Annotated in this window: 13 protein-coding genes; 8 read left to right on the forward strand and 5 right to left on the reverse strand. The window is 63.4% G+C overall.

From position 1 onward, the window contains the following. Window positions 1–283: 283 nt before the first annotated feature. Window positions 284–994, forward strand: coding sequence for an RlmE family RNA methyltransferase (locus tag NKJ18_RS16165; protein WP_352758819.1), 711 nt, complete (start codon window positions 284–286; stop codon window positions 992–994). A 218-nt stretch (window positions 995–1,212) separates the two neighbouring features. Here NKJ18_RS16165 and NKJ18_RS16170 read toward each other — a convergent pair whose 3' ends face one another. Next, window positions 1,213–2,634 (reverse strand): MFS transporter, encoded by a 1,422-nt coding sequence (locus NKJ18_RS16170; protein ID WP_352758821.1) that lies wholly within the window; start codon window positions 2,632–2,634, stop codon window positions 1,213–1,215. A gap of 242 nt (window positions 2,635–2,876) precedes the next feature. Between NKJ18_RS16170 and NKJ18_RS16175 the strand changes: the two genes are divergently transcribed. The 5 genes from NKJ18_RS16175 to NKJ18_RS16195 all read left to right on the forward strand — a co-directional run bounded on the left by NKJ18_RS16175 (window position 2,877) and on the right by NKJ18_RS16195 (window position 6,250). Then, window positions 2,877–3,122 (forward strand): type II toxin-antitoxin system Phd/YefM family antitoxin, encoded by a 246-nt coding sequence (locus NKJ18_RS16175; RefSeq protein ID WP_023673036.1) that lies wholly within the window; start codon window positions 2,877–2,879, stop codon window positions 3,120–3,122. Further along, window positions 3,119–3,574, forward strand: coding sequence for a PIN domain-containing protein (locus NKJ18_RS16180; protein WP_023673035.1), 456 nt, complete (start codon window positions 3,119–3,121; stop codon window positions 3,572–3,574). The genes NKJ18_RS16175 and NKJ18_RS16180 overlap by 4 nt, the downstream gene beginning before the upstream one ends. A 142-nt stretch (window positions 3,575–3,716) precedes the next feature. Beyond that, a complete protein-coding gene (gene guaB, locus NKJ18_RS16185) occupies window positions 3,717–5,219 on the forward strand; it encodes an IMP dehydrogenase (protein WP_023673034.1) in 1,503 nt (500 codons plus the stop codon). A 19-nt stretch (window positions 5,220–5,238) separates the two neighbouring features. After that, window positions 5,239–5,808 (forward strand): hypothetical protein, encoded by a 570-nt coding sequence (locus tag NKJ18_RS16190; RefSeq protein WP_023673033.1) that lies wholly within the window; start codon window positions 5,239–5,241, stop codon window positions 5,806–5,808. Window positions 5,809–5,830: 22 nt separating this feature from the next. Further along, a complete protein-coding gene (locus NKJ18_RS16195; protein WP_023673032.1) occupies window positions 5,831–6,250 on the forward strand; it encodes an MAPEG family protein in 420 nt (139 codons plus the stop codon). 63 nt (window positions 6,251–6,313) lie between these two features. On the opposite strand, the gene rnd is transcribed toward NKJ18_RS16195, so the two are convergent. The 3 genes from rnd to NKJ18_RS16210 all read right to left on the reverse strand — a co-directional run bounded on the left by rnd (window position 6,314) and on the right by NKJ18_RS16210 (window position 10,095). Beyond that, the gene (gene rnd / locus NKJ18_RS16200; RefSeq protein WP_023673031.1) at window positions 6,314–7,465 is read right to left on the reverse strand and encodes a ribonuclease D; all 1,152 of its coding nucleotides are present in this window, start codon (window positions 7,463–7,465) and stop codon (window positions 6,314–6,316) included. A gap of 75 nt (window positions 7,466–7,540) precedes the next feature. Next, window positions 7,541–8,785: an MFS transporter gene (locus NKJ18_RS16205; protein WP_023673030.1), complete on the reverse strand. Its 1,245-nt coding sequence runs from the start codon at window positions 8,783–8,785 to the stop codon at window positions 7,541–7,543. Between the two features lie 104 nt (window positions 8,786–8,889). Then, window positions 8,890–10,095, reverse strand: a complete 1,206-nt coding sequence (locus NKJ18_RS16210) for an MFS transporter (RefSeq protein WP_023673029.1) — start codon at window positions 10,093–10,095, stop codon at window positions 8,890–8,892. Between the two features lie 107 nt (window positions 10,096–10,202). Between NKJ18_RS16210 and NKJ18_RS16215 the strand changes: the two genes are divergently transcribed. Together NKJ18_RS16215 and aspS are read left to right on the forward strand one after the other, a co-directional pair. After that, window positions 10,203–10,961, forward strand: a complete 759-nt coding sequence (locus tag NKJ18_RS16215; RefSeq protein WP_023715384.1) for a DeoR/GlpR family DNA-binding transcription regulator — start codon at window positions 10,203–10,205, stop codon at window positions 10,959–10,961. Window positions 10,962–11,598: 637 nt separating this feature from the next. Further along, window positions 11,599–13,386 (forward strand): aspartate--tRNA ligase, encoded by a 1,788-nt coding sequence (aspS, locus tag NKJ18_RS16220; protein WP_023682421.1) that lies wholly within the window; start codon window positions 11,599–11,601, stop codon window positions 13,384–13,386. Window positions 13,387–13,615: 229 nt separating this feature from the next. Here aspS and NKJ18_RS16225 read toward each other — a convergent pair whose 3' ends face one another. Continuing rightward, window positions 13,616–14,806: an aq_1923 C-terminal domain gene (locus NKJ18_RS16225; protein ID WP_023697470.1), complete on the reverse strand. Its 1,191-nt coding sequence runs from the start codon at window positions 14,804–14,806 to the stop codon at window positions 13,616–13,618. Window positions 14,807–14,851: the final 45 nt, after the last annotated feature.

Genomic DNA, 14,851 nt, shown 5'->3' on the forward strand with positions numbered 1-14,851 from the left:
GGGGCCGGGCGCACGGGGGGGGGGGCCTTATCATCACCCTTTTTTCTTTGGGCACCGCCCCCCCCCCCCCCGGTCGCCCTGCCCTCGACACCTCTCCCCCGATCGACGGGGTAGAGGAAGGGCGCGAACTTATGCAGACCGGCGCCTTTCCTCTCCCTCCGGAGGGGGGAGAGGTGGCGCCGCGAAGCGGCGACGGAGTGGGGGAAGCCCTTCGCGAAACGCGAAGCCGCCGAAAAACGGCGGCAACTCGGCCAGCGCAAAAACTCAAACAAGAAATAACGTCATGACCAAGAAGCCGGAAAAGCCGGGCTCCGCCAGCATTCGTGTCCTCAAGACGCGGATCAAGAAGAAGAGCGGCCTGAAGGAATCGTCGCGCCGCTGGCTGCAGCGCCACATCAATGATCCCTATGTCCAGCGCTCCAAGGCCGACGGCTATCGCTCGCGCGCGGCCTACAAGCTGATCGAGATCGATGACAAGCATCATCTGCTGAAACCCGGCATGAAGGTCATCGATCTCGGTGCGGCCCCCGGCGGCTGGTGCCAGGTGGCGGCCGCGAGGACGAAATCGACGGCTGATAATCCACATGTCATCGGCATCGACTATCTCGAAATGGATGCGGTGCCGGGTGCGCCGGTGCTGCTGATGGATTTCCTCGACCCGGAAGCGCCGCAAAAGCTCGCCGAGGCGCTGGGCGGCGACCCCGATATCGTGTTGTCCGACATGGCCGCGCCGACCACCGGCCACAAGCGAACCGACCACATCCGCACCATGCATCTGTGCGAGGTGGCCGCCGATTTCGCGCTGTCGGTGCTGAAGCCGGGCGGGCACTTTTTGGCCAAGACGTTTCAAGGCGGCGCCGAAGACGAGCTGCTGTCGATGCTCAAGAAGAACTTCCGCTCGGTGCACCACGTGAAGCCGCCGGCGTCGCGGGATGAGTCGGTGGAACTGTATTTGCTGGCGAAGAATTTTAAGGGCAGAGACGGCACGGCGTGAAAGACGCTTCGTAGCGTTCCGTCCCTCTGTCCTGCCGGACATCTCGCCCGCAAGGGGGGAGATTGGCAGCTGCGACCGCCTCGCCATTCCTTCAAAGTTGCAAGATTGGCGAAAGCCGCGTGATATCCGATCTCCCCCCTTGCGGGGGAGATGGCCGGCAGGCCAGAGGGGGGGGTGTGAAGGATCGCCGACGTCGACGATTTTCGTCGCGCCGCCCCTTACTTCCCAGCCGTGCTCACCGGCTCCAGTGTCTTCGGCGTCGTCATCCGGCCATGACCCGACACGGCGTTGCCGGCATCCGGCGCCAGCCGCATGAACGATACCGACGCCGCCGCTGACACTACCGCCACGATGAAGAAGGCAATGTGGAAATCGCCGAGCATCAGCGGGCCGCCATGGATCGAGGTCGAGACTTCCAGGATGCCGCCGGCCAGCGCCACGCCGAGCGCGATCGACAACTGCTGGAACACCGCCGTGATCGGCGTTGCCTTGCTGGTGTCTTCGGCCGACACCTCGGCATAGGAGAGCGCGTTGACGCCGGTGAAGAACATCGAGCGGATGAAGCCGCCGACCAGCAATATCGCCAGCATCAGCGCGTAAGGCGTCTCCGGCGTGAACAGGCCGTATATGGCGATCGATGCCGCGGCGATCAGCGAGCCCCAGATCAGCACCCGGCGGAACCCCGCAAGCCGGAAGATCAGCGCGGTAACGAATTTCATGCCAATGGCGCCGATGGCCGAGACGAAGGTGATCATGCCCGACTGGAACGGCGTCAGCCCGAAGCCGATCTGGAACATCAGGGGCAACAGGAACGGCACCGCGCCGATGCCGATGCGAAACAGCGAGCCGCCGAGCACCGAGGAGCGGAACACCTGGTTGCGGAACAGTTCCAGCGCCAGCAGCGGGTTCTTGGCGCGCCGCGCATGCAGCAGATAGAGCACGCCGGAAATCAGCCCGACCGCCATGGTGATGAGGCCGGTCGCCGGCGGCAGATAGGGCAGGCTGACCACCGACAGGCCAAAGACGACGCCGGAGGCCGCCAGCCCGCTCAGCACGAAACCGACGAAATCGAGCGGCGGCGTCTCCATCGAGTCGGTTTGCGGCAGGAAGCGCGTCGCCAGCCAGATGCCGATCAGGCCGATCGGCACGTTGATCAGAAAGATCCAGTGCCAGGTGAAATAAGTGGTGATGAAGCCGCCGATCGGTGGTCCGACGAGCGGTCCGACCAGCGCCGGCACCGTCAGCCACGACATGGCGGCAACCAGCTCGCTCTTCGGCGTCGCGCGCACCAGGACCAGCCGGCCGACCGGCGTCATCATGGCGCCGCCTATGCCTTGCAGGAAGCGCGAGACGACAAAGGCCGGCAGCGAGTTGGAGACGGCGCAGCAGACCGAGCCGACGATGAACACGCCGATCGCGGCGCGAAAAATGGTCTTGGCGCCAAACCGGTCGGCCATCCAGCCGCTGATCGGAATGAAGATGGCCAGCGACACCAGATAGGCGGTCAGCGCCAGCTTGAGCGCGATCGGGCTGGTGTGGATGTCGACGGCGATCGCCGGCAGCGATGTCGCAATGACGGTCGAATCCATGTTTTCCATGAACAAGGCGACCGCCAGAATGAGCGGAATGATGCGGTTCAACGAACGCGTCCGAATTGGCCAAAATTGCGTGCCGGCCAATCCAGGCAATGAAAAGGCGGGGCAAGCGATACGAACCGGCGGTTATCACGCCTCAGGCGCGATGTCGCATTAATTTGCTGTCACTTTTGTGCGACCGTGGGCGGACAAGAGGCGTCGCTGCGTTTCGTCACATTGAATGAACTTGCGAAAATTGACCGGGTTCACTATGCTGTAGTGAATATAACTACTATATGGACAATGCCATGGAAGAAGCCGTTTCCGCAGCCGACGCCAACCGCAAATTCTCGCTCCTCCTGCGCGGTGTCCGCGAAGGACAGAGCTATGTCGTGACCAGCCATGGGCGTCCCGTGGCGCGGATCGTGCCTGCAGGGCAGCCCGACCCTGCGGCGTCTCGTTCGCGCACAGCGCTGCTGTCGCGCCTCGAACGCCAGCCTGTTGTAGAAGCCGGGCGCTGGAGCCGCGACGAGCTTTACGAGGACGAGCGGTGAAGGTCGCGCTCGATACCAACATCCTTGTTTATGCCGAGGGGATCAACGGAGCCGAGAAGCGCGACATCGTTTTCGGCCTGCTGCACGACATTGCGCAAGAGGCAGCCGTCATTCCAGTCCAAGTGCTCGGCGAATTGTTCACCGTTCTCACACGCAAGGCCGGACGATCACGTGCACAAGCGCGCGACGCCCTGTTGAGCTGGCGCGACGCGTTTCCGGTTGTCGGCACGACGCCGGAGGTGATGACGGTCGCGGCTGATCTTGCGACCGATCACCATTTCGGCATCTGGGATGCGACCATCCTGTCTGTTGCCTCGCAAACCGGTTGCCGGCTGCTGCTGTCGGAAGATCTGCAGGACGGCTTCACCTGGGGCGGCGTAACGGTCGTCAATCCTTTCGCGTCACCGCGCCATGTCTTGCTCGATGCCCTGTTGGGCAAGTCCGCCGAATAGGCCACGACCGGCTTTTCAACCACGCCGCGACGTGTTACCAGCCAGCGCCAATCCTGAAAGGGAAGAAACGAGTCGGCGCTGTCCATTTCGGTCCAGCGCTTTTTTGTATTCTCCCGGCGCTTTTCGTATCCGAGGACTGGCCATGGCAAAAATCATCGAAACGTCCACCGGCGCGCTGGCGCTGACCTTTGACGACGTGCTGTTGCAGCCCGGTCATTCCGAGGTCATGCCCGGTGAGACCGACATCCGCACCCGCATCGCCACCGACATCGACCTCAACGTGCCGATCCTGTCGGCCGCCATGGACACCGTCACCGAGGCGAGGCTCGCCATCGCCATGGCGCAGGCCGGCGGCATCGGCGTCATCCACCGCAATTTCTCGCCGGCCGAACAGGCCGAGCAGGTGCGTCAGGTCAAGAAGTTCGAATCGGGCATGGTCATCAATCCGGTCACCATCGGCCCCGACGCCACCCTGGCCGACGCGCTGGCGCTGATGCGCACCTATTCCATCTCGGGCATTCCGGTGGTCGAGAATGGCGGGACCGGCGGCCAGAAGATCGGCCGCCTCGTCGGCATCCTGACCAACCGCGACGTGCGCTTCGCCTCCGATCCGGGGCAGAAAGTCTACGAATTGATGACCCGTGAGAACCTGATCACGGTCAAGGAGAATGTCGACCAGGACGAGGCCAAGCGGCTGCTGCATCAGCACCGCATCGAAAAGCTCGTCGTCGTGGACAAGTCCGGCAATTGTGTCGGCCTGATCACCGTCAAGGACATCGAGAAGTCGCAGCTCAACCCGCACGCCACCAAGGATGCGCAGGGGCGCCTGCGGGCGGCGGCAGCCACCAGCGTCGGCGATGACGGCTTCGAGCGCGCCGAGCGGTTGATCGATGCCGGTGTCGACCTCCTGGTCATCGACACCGCGCATGGCCATTCGCAGCGCGTGCTCGATGCGGTGACGCGGGCCAAGAAGCTTTCCAATTCCGTCCGCATCCTGGCCGGCAACGTCGCCACCGCCGAAGGCACGCAGGCGCTGATCGACGCCGGCGCCGATGCCGTCAAGGTCGGCATCGGCCCGGGCTCGATCTGCACCACGCGCATCGTCGCCGGCGTCGGCGTGCCGCAGCTTTCGGCGATCATGTCGGCGGTCGAGACGGCGCATAGATCAGGCGTGTCGGTCGTCGCCGACGGCGGCATCAAATATTCGGGTGACCTGGCCAAGGCGCTTGCCGCCGGCGCCAGTGCGGCCATGATCGGTTCGCTGCTGGCCGGCACCGACGAAAGCCCGGGCGAGGTCTATCTGCATCAGGGCCGCTCCTTCAAGGCCTATCGCGGCATGGGCTCTGTCGGCGCCATGGCGCGCGGCTCGGCCGATCGCTACTTCCAGGCCGAGGTTCGCGACACGCTGAAACTGGTCCCGGAAGGCATTGAAGGGCAGGTGCCCTACAAGGGACCTGTGTCTGGCGTGCTGCACCAGCTTGCGGGCGGGCTAAAAGCCGCTATGGGTTATGTCGGTGGCCGCGACCTTGCCGATTTTCGCGAACGCGCCACCTTTGTGCGCATATCCAACGCCGGACTTCGTGAAAGCCACGCCCATGACGTCACGATTACCCGCGAAAGCCCGAACTATCCTGGCGGAGCCTGACCGGCAGCCAGAGCGGTACATGCTCTGGCGCCACCAGGCGACGATCGTGCTGCGGCTGGCGCGCCATGCCGGCGCGCTGTGCTTTGCCGCCGCGGCGGTTTTCATCATCATGACGCTGCTGGAATTCTTCTATTTCCGCCGGCTGAGCGGTGGCCTGCCGTCGCTCGACGTGCGCCTTGGCGGGTTCACGCCCGACGAGGGCATGGCCTGGCTGACGGCACTCGGCCGGCGCGGCAGCGAGATCATCCTGGTCTGGCACTATTTGACTTTCGACCTTCTCTTCCCGGCGCTGCTGTCGCTGACCATGGTCAGCCTGATCCTGGCAACCGGGCGGCGGCTGAAGAGTTTTCGTGCCATGCCGGTGCAGCTTCAGGCACTGTTCGCGCTGGTCATCGTGCTGCCCTACACGTGCGCCGACTACGCCCAGAACATTGCGGTGGCGCGGCTTCTGTCCGATGCGCTGTCGGCCAACCCGGATTCTCTGTCTTTCGCCTCGTCGCTGATCGTCACCAAATTCGCGCTGCTGGCGATCCCCGTCATCGTCATCGCGTTTTTGATCCTTGCCGCCCAGCGGCGTCCACAGGCATGAACGACAGAGCAGGGGCAACGCCATGAGCCAGACCGCGATTTTCTGGCCGATGCTGGCGCAGGTGTTGCTCGTCTATATCGTCTATGTCGTGATGGGCCGGCGCCGCTACGGCGCGGTCAAATCGGGCGAGGCCAAGGTCGGTCAATACAAGGTGCGCACGACCGAGCCCGGGTCGAGCGTCACGGTTGCCAACAATCTCATCAACCAGTTCGAACTGCCGGTGCTGTTCTATGTGCTGTGCCTGGCGCTGCACGCGACCAATGGCGTCAATTATCTGACCCTGGCGTTGATGTGGATTTTCGTGATTTCCCGCTATGGCCACGCCTGGGTCCACCTCACCAGCAACAATCTGCGGTTTCGCAGCCGCGCCTTCTACGTCGGCGCGATCATTCTCTTGTTGGCATGGATCTGGTTCGCGCTACACCTGCTCGGAGCGGTGTAGGGCAGTCGTTTACCCTCCCCCTCGTGGGGAGGGTCGCTCCGCGCCCGGGGGGGGGGGGGGGGTCTACAAATCGAACACCGCGATCTTGCGCTTGTCGAACTTGATGCCGATTTCGCCGCGCACCAGCTTCAGTGCGGCTTCGCCGAACACGGCGCGTCGCCAGCCCTGCAGGGCCGGCACGTCGGCATCCTCGCCCTCGGCGGCGATGCGGTCGATGTCGTCGCTGGACGCCAGCACTTTCGAGGCGACGCCTTCCTTCTCGGCGACGATCCGCAACAGCACTTTCAACAGCTCGGAGGCGGCATTGGAGCCCTCGGGCGGCTGAAAGCTCTTGGGCAGCTTCGGCATCTCTTCGCGGGGCAAAGCGAGCGCCGTGTTGACCGCGCCAAGCAATGCGGTAGCCGTCGACGAACGCTCCCAGCCTTTCGGCGTCGTGCGCAGCTTGCCAAGGGCTGCCGCATCGCGCGGCGCCTGCTGGGCGACCTCGTATATGGCGTCGTCCTTGAGCACCCGGCCGCGCGGCACGTCACGCTCACGCGCCTCGCGTTCGCGCCATGCCGCCACCGCCTGCACGATCGCCAGCTCCTGGGGCTTGCGCAGCCGCATCTTCAGCCGCTTCCAGGCGTCTTCGGGGTGCGGATCGTAGGTTTCGCGCGAAGTCAGCACCTCCATTTCCTCGTTCAGCCAATGGGCGCGGTTTTCCCGCTCCAGTTCGGCGCTGAGATGCTTGTAGACGTCGATCAGATGGGTGACGTCGGCCAGCGCATAGTCGAGCTGCTTGTCCGACAGCGGCCGGTGGCGCCAGTCGGTGAAACGCGAGGATTTGTCGAGCCGTGCGCCGGTGATGCGCTGCACCAGCTGATCGTAGGAGACGCTGTCGCCGAAGCCGCAGACCATGGCCGCGACCTGGGTGTCGAACACCGGATGCGGCACCAGATCGCCGAGATGGACGATGATTTCAATGTCCTGGCGCGCGGCATGGAAAACCTTGACCACCGCTTCATTGGCCATCAGCCGGAAGAATGGGGCGAGGTTGATGTCGGGCGCCAGCGGGTCGATCAGCGCGGTGACGCCTGGCGCCGCCATCTGGATCAGGCACAGAATCGGCCAGAATGTCGTTTCGCGGATGAATTCGGTGTCGACGGTGACGAAATCCGACTTTTCAAAAGCGGCGAGAACGGACTCGAGCTCATTTTGGGTGGTGATGACGTGCATCAAATCGCTTTTTAGTAACGGGTAAGGTTCTCTTTCAATTTCAGCCGTGGGCGCTTTCGTCAAGCCGCCCGTCGGTCAAGTATCCGCCGATCCGTCGGAATCGCCATTCCTGCGCGCCAGCCGCGCGAACACAGTCGATGTGCGCAGCAGCGCTGTGAAGCGGCTGCGCTTGCCCGCCGGCACGCTGCCGCGCACCTGCATGCGGTAGAGAATGACGGCGATGAGGGTGGCGTAGACGACTGCGCTGAAGACAAACAGGGCGCCCGGTCCGAAATGTTGCATCACTGCGGACGCCGCGAAGGGGCCACCAATGGCGCCGAAGGAATAGAACAGCATCAAGGCGGCGTTGATCAGCACGAACTCGCCCTTGTCGGCGCGGTCGTTGGAATGCGCCGCCGATAGCGAATAGAGCGGCATGGCGAAGCTGCCGAAGATGAAGACGATGATCAAATTGAGGGTCGGATCGGCGCCGGCGACGAAGACCAGCGCCAGCGCGGCGAACATGGCGCCGCATGTCGTGGCCAAAAGCACCGCGCGCCGATCCCAGCGGTCGGAGAGGTAGCCCAGCGGATACTGGATGAGGGCGCCGCCGAAGATGCCGACGCTGACGAAGGTGACGACATCGGCCACCGACATGCCGATCTGCTCGGCATAGACCGGCGACAGCGTGCGGAAGGCGCTGTTGGTGACGCCGACGCAGATGCAGCCGAAGCAGCCGAGCGGCGAAATCCGCCAGACGCGGGCGAGATCGAGCTTGACGTCTTCCGGCGGCGTCGGGTTGGAGCGGTCGCCGAGCGACACCGGAACCAGCGACAGCGTGATCATCATCGACATGATGGCGAAGATGGCAAAGCCGCCGGGGCCGAAGATCGGGATCAGGAACTGCGCGCCGGTTACCGAGCCGATATCGACCATGCGGTAGACGGCGAGCACCCGCGCACGATCCTTGTTTTCGACGCCGGAGTTCAGCCAGGCTTCCATGACGGTGAACAGGCCGGCAAAGCAGAAACCGCCGGCAAAGCGCACCGCGCACCACATCACCGGGTCGATCACCAGCACCAGGAGCAGCGTACTGGCAGCGGCGATGGCGGCGAGCGCTGAAAACGTCCGGACATGGCCGACTGCCTTGAGGATACGGGTGACGGCCAAGCACCCCAACAGGAAGCCGGCGAAATAGAACGTGCCCATCAGGCCGATGTCGGAGGCCGAAAATCCTTCCTGCGCGCCGCGCAGCGCGATCAGCGTGCCCTGCAGCCCGTTGCCGCCAAGCAGGATGCCGGCGGCGATGAGGAGCGGGATCAGCGGGCGGATGGAGGACATACGGAACCGTTGCTTAGGTGGCTCCACAGTTCTGAACTATCGGTGTGGCCAATGCCAGTGGCTTGTCCCGCCGCCAACAGGTGTGTGGCTTCAAGTGCGGCCGTTCAAGCTCCGTCGGCCCTCGCCAAAGCTTCGCTCGCTGGCGCAGGCTTGCCCCGGGCAGCCCTTCGGCCAAGCGAGCCGGCGGTCAGCAGGCTGAGCATGATGAAGGGGATGCCGATACCGAAGGCCGAGCGAATGCCCCAATGGTCGGAGACGAAGCCGAGCAATGGCGGGCCGAGCAGGAAGGCGACGAAGGAGATCTGCGACAGCGCCGCGACATTGATTGCCGCGGAGCGGTCCGTGCGTTGGGCCGCCGCCGAGATCGCCAGCGGAAAGATCGCGCTGCTGCCGATGCCAAGTAGCGCAAAGCCCAGCATCGATACGAGCGGGGCAGGCGAGAAGAAGACGAGCAGCACGCCGACCGCCATCGTCGCCAGCAGCACCCGCGCCACGACGCTCGGCGAGTGGCGGTCGACAAAGGAGTCGGCAAAGAAGCGCGTGCTCGCTTGCGAGAATGCAAACAGCGCCACGGTGAAGCCGGCGACGAAAGGGCCCGCATCGAACACGGTGCGCATGTAGATTGCCGACCAGTCGATGCTGGCGCCTTCCATCAGCATCGCCGACAGTGTCACCGCGACGAGGACGAGGATCGGCAGCGTCGGCCGCGCCAGCGTTGGCGCCGTCTCGTCATTGCCGGCGAAGCGGCTCGGCGCCGGTTCGTAACCGCCGAGAAACAGCGCGATTCCTGTCGCCACCATCGGTACGACAATCGCCAGGTGCAGTTGCGGCGAAATGCCGAGATGCGCAAGCGCGGCGCCGAACAGGCCGGCGCCGAAAAAGCCGATGCTCCAGAACGAATGCGCCCGGTTCATGATCCGGCGCTTGAGCAGGAATTCGGTTCTGTCGGCCTCGACATTGAGAATGATCTCGACGCTGCCGATCATCAGGCCGACCGGAAACAGCATCAGGAACAGCGCAAGCGGCCCAGGCGCATGCACGGCAATGGCAAAGACAACCGACAAGAGCGGCACCAGCCCGAGCAGCGCGCGGCGGAAGCCGACGCGCTCCAGGATCGGCGCCGCCAGCGTCAGCGCGGTCAAGGTGCCGATCGGCGTCCCGATCAGGCTGAGCCCGAGCGTGCCGTCTCCTATGCCCATGGCATGCTTGATGTCGGGCAGCCGCGGGAAGATTTGGCCCATGGCGAACGAATAGATCGCAAAGCCGGCGTAGACCCGGTGTTGCGGAGCGAGGCGGAGGCCAAAGGTCATGACGATGCTTTCGGGGAAGAGAGCCGGCGATTGTGGTTGATATTCTCTTATCTTGCACAAACATGCAAATCGTGCAAGAACGTGCAAAAAGAAAACAGGATCATACAATGCTGACCGATGAGCGGCATCAAATCATTCGCGATCGCCTCGCCGTCGAGGGCCGGGTACTGGCCGGCGAGCTGGCAAGCCGCTTCGGCGTTTCGGAGGACACGGTTCGCCGCGACCTCAGGGAACTCGCCAAGGCCGGGCAATGCCGCCGCGTCTATGGCGGTGCGGTCGCGCCCGCACCCTTCGCATCGACGACTGTCGGCCTGCGCGCCAGTCATGCCGTCGAAGAAAAGACGCGGCTGGCCCGCGCAACCGTGGCACTGCTTTCGCGCGGACAGACCCTGTTCATCGACAGCGGCTCGACCAATGCCGCGATCGCCAGGGCCATCCCGCGCGACATAGATCTGACCGTCGCCACCAATTCGCTCGAAATTGCCTCCGTCCTGTCAGACCACGCTTTGGTCGAACTGATTGTGCTGGGCGGGCGGTTCGACCGCCATCTCGGCGCCTGCGTCGGCGCCGACACGCTTGCAGCTGTCGGGCAACTTGGCGCGGACTTGTTTGTTCTCGGATCCTGCGGTCTCGATGCGTCGCGCGGCGTCACGGCCTTCGATTCGGCTGAGGCCGAGGTAAAGCGGGCCATGGCCAAGAACAGCGCAGGCATCGTCATCGCTGTAACCAACGACAAGCTGGCCACAGCCGCACCCTACCGGGTCGCCAGGCCAGAGGCGATCCGTCACCTCGTGGTCGAAAAGACCGCGCCGGCCGCAATCCTCGCGGATTTCGAACGCCAGGGCGCCGAAATCCATTTGGCTTAAACGGAGCTCGGCGCGCGGGCAGTCCGGGACGCAGCATGGGCGACGAACACTTCGACATCTTCCTTTGAATGACCGAGAAGGGCTCCTTCAAGCCTCGCCAGATCATTCGATGTGAAGATGTCAAAGGCCTCTCCGCTGCGGCACGTTCTGGAGATCAACAAGCTCAGTTTGCAGCGTCATTCTTCTGTCGGCAGGCAGTATCAGCGCTCTTCCACTGAGGTTTTAGGAACAATCTGGGTGAACTTCAGGATGCGGCCTTTGTCGACAAACGGTGCAAAGCCTGCATCGCCAATATGTCGGCGTCCATACCCGGTTCCGCCGCGAACAAGGCCATTGATTTGTCGCCCTGAAGCATCAGCTCCAATTCGCGGCCATTATGTGGCCCGACACTCGGCGGGACTGTGGGTTTTGGCATGAAGTATCTCCAGATCATTCGATGACTGCACTGTCGCGGGAAACACTTCTGGCGGCAACGCGCCAAGCCTGGCAAAGACTTCATGCTGACGAGCGGATAGAGAGACGACCCAAACCCGGCTTGCCTTGACAAATCCGGCCTCCCATGCGCTTTTCGCGCAAATTTTGGACCGGGCTTTGATGCTCGGCCCACAACCCAGCACCCCGGACTTTTGACATGACAATGCATCGTTACCGCAGCCACACCTGTGCCCAGTTGAGAAAGAGCGATGTCGGCTCTTCCGTCCGCCTGTCGGGCTGGGTGCATCGCGTGCGTGACCATGGCGGCCTGCTGTTCATCGATCTGCGTGACCATTACGGCTTGACCCAGATCGTCGCCGATCCGGATTCGCCCGCCTTCAAGGTCGCCGAGACGCTGCGTGGCGAATGGGTGATCCGCGTCGACGGCGAGGTCAAGGCGCGCCTGCCGGACACCACCAACGCCAACTTACCGACCGGCGAGATCGAAATCTTTGCCCGCGAGATCGAGGTGCTGTCGGCAGCCAAGGAATTGCCGCTGCCGGTGTTCGGCGAGCCGGACTATCCCGAAGACATCCGCCTGAAGTATCGCTTCCTCGACCTGCGCCGCGAGACGCTGCACAGGAACATCGTGGCGCGCACCAAGATCATCGCTGAGATGCGCAAGCGCATGACCGATGTCGGCTTCACCGAGTTCTCGACGCCGATCCTGACGGCTTCCTCGCCGGAAGGCGCACGCGACTTCCTGGTGCCGTCGCGCATCCATCCCGGCACCTTCTACGCGCTGCCGCAGGCGCCGCAACAGTACAAGCAGCTGATCATGGTTTCGGGCTTCGACCGCTATTTCCAGATCGCGCCCTGCTTCCGCGACGAGGATCCGCGCGCCGACCGTCTGCCCGGTGAATTCTACCAGCTTGACCTCGAGATGAGCTTCGTCGAGCAGGACGACGTGCTGTCGACCATGGAACCGGTGATGCGGGGCGTCTTCGAGACTTTCGCAAACGGCAAGCCGGTGACGCAGACATTCCAGCGCATCCCGTACGATGTCGCGATGCGCAAATACGGCTCCGACAAGCCGGACCTGCGCAACCCGATCGAGATGCAGGCCGTCTCCGACCATTTCCGCGATTCCGGCTTCAAGGTCTTCGCCAACATCCTGGCCAACGATCCGAAGGCCGAAGTGTGGGGCATTCCGGCCAAGACCGGCGGCAGCCGCGCCTTCTGCGACCGCATGAACTCGTGGGCGCAGGGCGAGGGCCAGCCGGGACTGGGTTACATCTTCTGGCGCAAGGAAGGCGACAAGCTTGAAGGCGCCGGTCCGCTGGCCAAGAACATCGGCGAGGAGCGCACCGAGGCGATCCGTCAGCAGCTCGGCCTTGCCGATGGCGACGCCGCCTTCTTCGTCGCCGGCGATCCGAAGAAGTTCGTCACCTTCGCCGGTGCCGCGCGTACGCGTGCCGGCGAAGAACTGAACCTTGTCGACCGCGAGCGCTTCGAATTGTGCTGGATCGTCGACTTCCCGTTCTTCGAATGGAGCGAGGAGGAGAAGAAGATCGACTTCGCCCACAACCCGTTCTCGATGCCGCAAGGCGGTATCGACGCGCTCAACGGCGACGACCTGCTCGGCATCAAGGCCTTCCAGTACGACATGGTCTGCAACGGCTTCGAGATCGCCTCTGGCGGTATCCGCAACCATTTGCCGGAAACCATGGTCAAGGCGTTCGAGACGGTTGGCCTCGACCGCGCCACGGTGGAAGAACGCTTTGGTGGCCTTTACCGCGCCTTCCAGTATGGCGCCCCGCCGCATGGCGGCATGGCGGCCGGCGTCGACCGTGTCGTCATGCTGCTGGTCGGCGCCAAGAACCTGCGAGAGATCACCATGTTCCCGATGAACCAGCAGGCCTACGATTTGTTGATGAACGCGCCTTCGGAAGCCTCGCCGCAGCAGTTGCGTGATCTGTCGCTGCGTGTCGCGGCAGTGAAGAAGGACTGACAGCAGCGTTGCAGCTGCCCTTTCTCCCCGTCTCTATACGGGGAGAAATGTCCGGCAGGACAATGAGGGGCAGCACGCATGCAGGCGATTGGCGAACGGCCTTAGCAGTTGGCGCCTTCTGACAATCGGTTCAGCATCGAACTACAATTTGCAGGCGTTGGCGCCGCCCCTCATCCCCTGCCGGCACCTTCTCCCCGTATAGTGACGGGGAGAAGGGAGCGAACTTCGATCAGTCTTCGTTGGCCTTGACGTGGACGCCGAGCGTCTTGGTCAGGTCGGCCGGGTTGGACATGGCGCCGGCCATAATCAGCGCGAACGGCACCGCTGCCGGCGGCTCGGCCGAAATCTCGAGGCTCTTCGGATCGTCGAGATACTTGCTCACCGCCGCCGTCACTTCGGCCGTCAGTTCGGGGTTGTTGAGCTGCGCCATGCCGAACGGCACGATCGCCTTGGCCTGGTTGGCGATGTCCTTGCCCGACATGCCCTGCTGCTTGCCGACATATTCAAGCACCTTGCCGGTGAGCGAATCGTCGTCGAAGCGGATCGAGGCGCTGTTGAAGGAGAGCTGCTGCAACAGGCCGAGCAGGGCCATGCCTTGCGCCGAATTGTCGGCGCCTTCGGGCTGCGCCGCCATCTTCTTCTGCATCTCCTGCAGCGACTTGACGAAGTCGACCGTGTAGCCGCCGAGGCCGAAGGTCATGCCGAGCGTGCCGGCATTCTCGACCGAGATGTCGTATTTCGACAGGTCCATCTTGCCGTCGCTCGGCTGCCAGGTGCCGCCGATTTCGATATTGCCCGAGATGTTCTGGTAGCCGAGGGCCTCGATGGCTTCCTTGGATTTCGCATCGTCGACCAGGGTCAGGTCGGCGTTGAACTTTTCCGTGGTGGCGGAAAACTCCATCGCCTTGCCGTCGGCCGGCGGCGTGATCTGGACAGCAAGCCCATCCACCGAGAAGGCGGTCTTGTCGGCAACCTTGACCGTCAGGTTTTCGAGTTCGGCCGACTTGTAGATCATCATCGAGCCGAGCGGGCCTGTAGCGCCCTCAGCCGGGATGTTGGCGTCGTGGATGACGAAGGGGGTGAGATTGAGCGTGACGCCGTCCTTGCTGTGCTCGAAGGCCGAAGTCGTGATGGTCGCGACATCGAAGCCGCCATTGGCTTCGGTCACGCCCTCGAGCTTGACGTCGCCGATCGGCAGCGCCTCCTTTTCGGCCGCCGGTTTGACCGACACGCCCTGCAGCACCATGCTGGAATTGTCGCCGGTAACGCCGGTCCAGGTGATATCGACGCCCTGGACGGCAAGTGCGGCCTTCAGTCGGTCGGCAACCGCCGTGTCTTGCGCAAAGGCGGCATTCAGCGGCAGCGTCAGCAAAAAGGTCGAAAAAGCAAGTTTCTTGAGTGTCGAACGTTGGATTGTCATCGCGAGTTCCCTGAGAGAGTCCTGAAAAAGTGTTTTCTCAATTCT

The sequence above is a fragment of the Mesorhizobium sp. M0217 genome (assembly GCF_040321955.1).
Lineage (GTDB): Bacteria > Pseudomonadota > Alphaproteobacteria > Rhizobiales > Rhizobiaceae > Mesorhizobium.

What these genes read in the sequence shown, in the direction of transcription:
- NKJ18_RS16195 (WP_023673032.1), top strand. Translation starts at nt 5,831, where the DNA reads ATGAGCCAGACCGCGATTTTCTGGCCGATGCTGGCGCAGGTGTTGCTC.
- NKJ18_RS16190 (WP_023673033.1), top strand. Translation starts at nt 5,239, where the DNA reads ATGCTCTGGCGCCACCAGGCGACGATCGTGCTGCGGCTGGCGCGCCAT.
- NKJ18_RS16165 (WP_352758819.1), top strand. Translation starts at nt 284, where the DNA reads ATGACCAAGAAGCCGGAAAAGCCGGGCTCCGCCAGCATTCGTGTCCTC.
- aspS (WP_023682421.1), top strand. Translation starts at nt 11,599, where the DNA reads ATGCATCGTTACCGCAGCCACACCTGTGCCCAGTTGAGAAAGAGCGAT.
- guaB (WP_023673034.1), top strand. Translation starts at nt 3,717, where the DNA reads ATGGCAAAAATCATCGAAACGTCCACCGGCGCGCTGGCGCTGACCTTT.
- NKJ18_RS16205 (WP_023673030.1), bottom strand. Translation starts at nt 8,785, where the DNA reads ATGTCCTCCATCCGCCCGCTGATCCCGCTCCTCATCGCCGCCGGCATC.
- NKJ18_RS16215 (WP_023715384.1), top strand. Translation starts at nt 10,203, where the DNA reads ATGCTGACCGATGAGCGGCATCAAATCATTCGCGATCGCCTCGCCGTC.
- NKJ18_RS16210 (WP_023673029.1), bottom strand. Translation starts at nt 10,095, where the DNA reads ATGACCTTTGGCCTCCGCCTCGCTCCGCAACACCGGGTCTACGCCGGC.
- rnd (WP_023673031.1), bottom strand. Translation starts at nt 7,465, where the DNA reads ATGCACGTCATCACCACCCAAAATGAGCTCGAGTCCGTTCTCGCCGCT.
- NKJ18_RS16175 (WP_023673036.1), top strand. Translation starts at nt 2,877, where the DNA reads ATGGAAGAAGCCGTTTCCGCAGCCGACGCCAACCGCAAATTCTCGCTC.
- NKJ18_RS16225 (WP_023697470.1), bottom strand. Translation starts at nt 14,806, where the DNA reads ATGACAATCCAACGTTCGACACTCAAGAAACTTGCTTTTTCGACCTTT.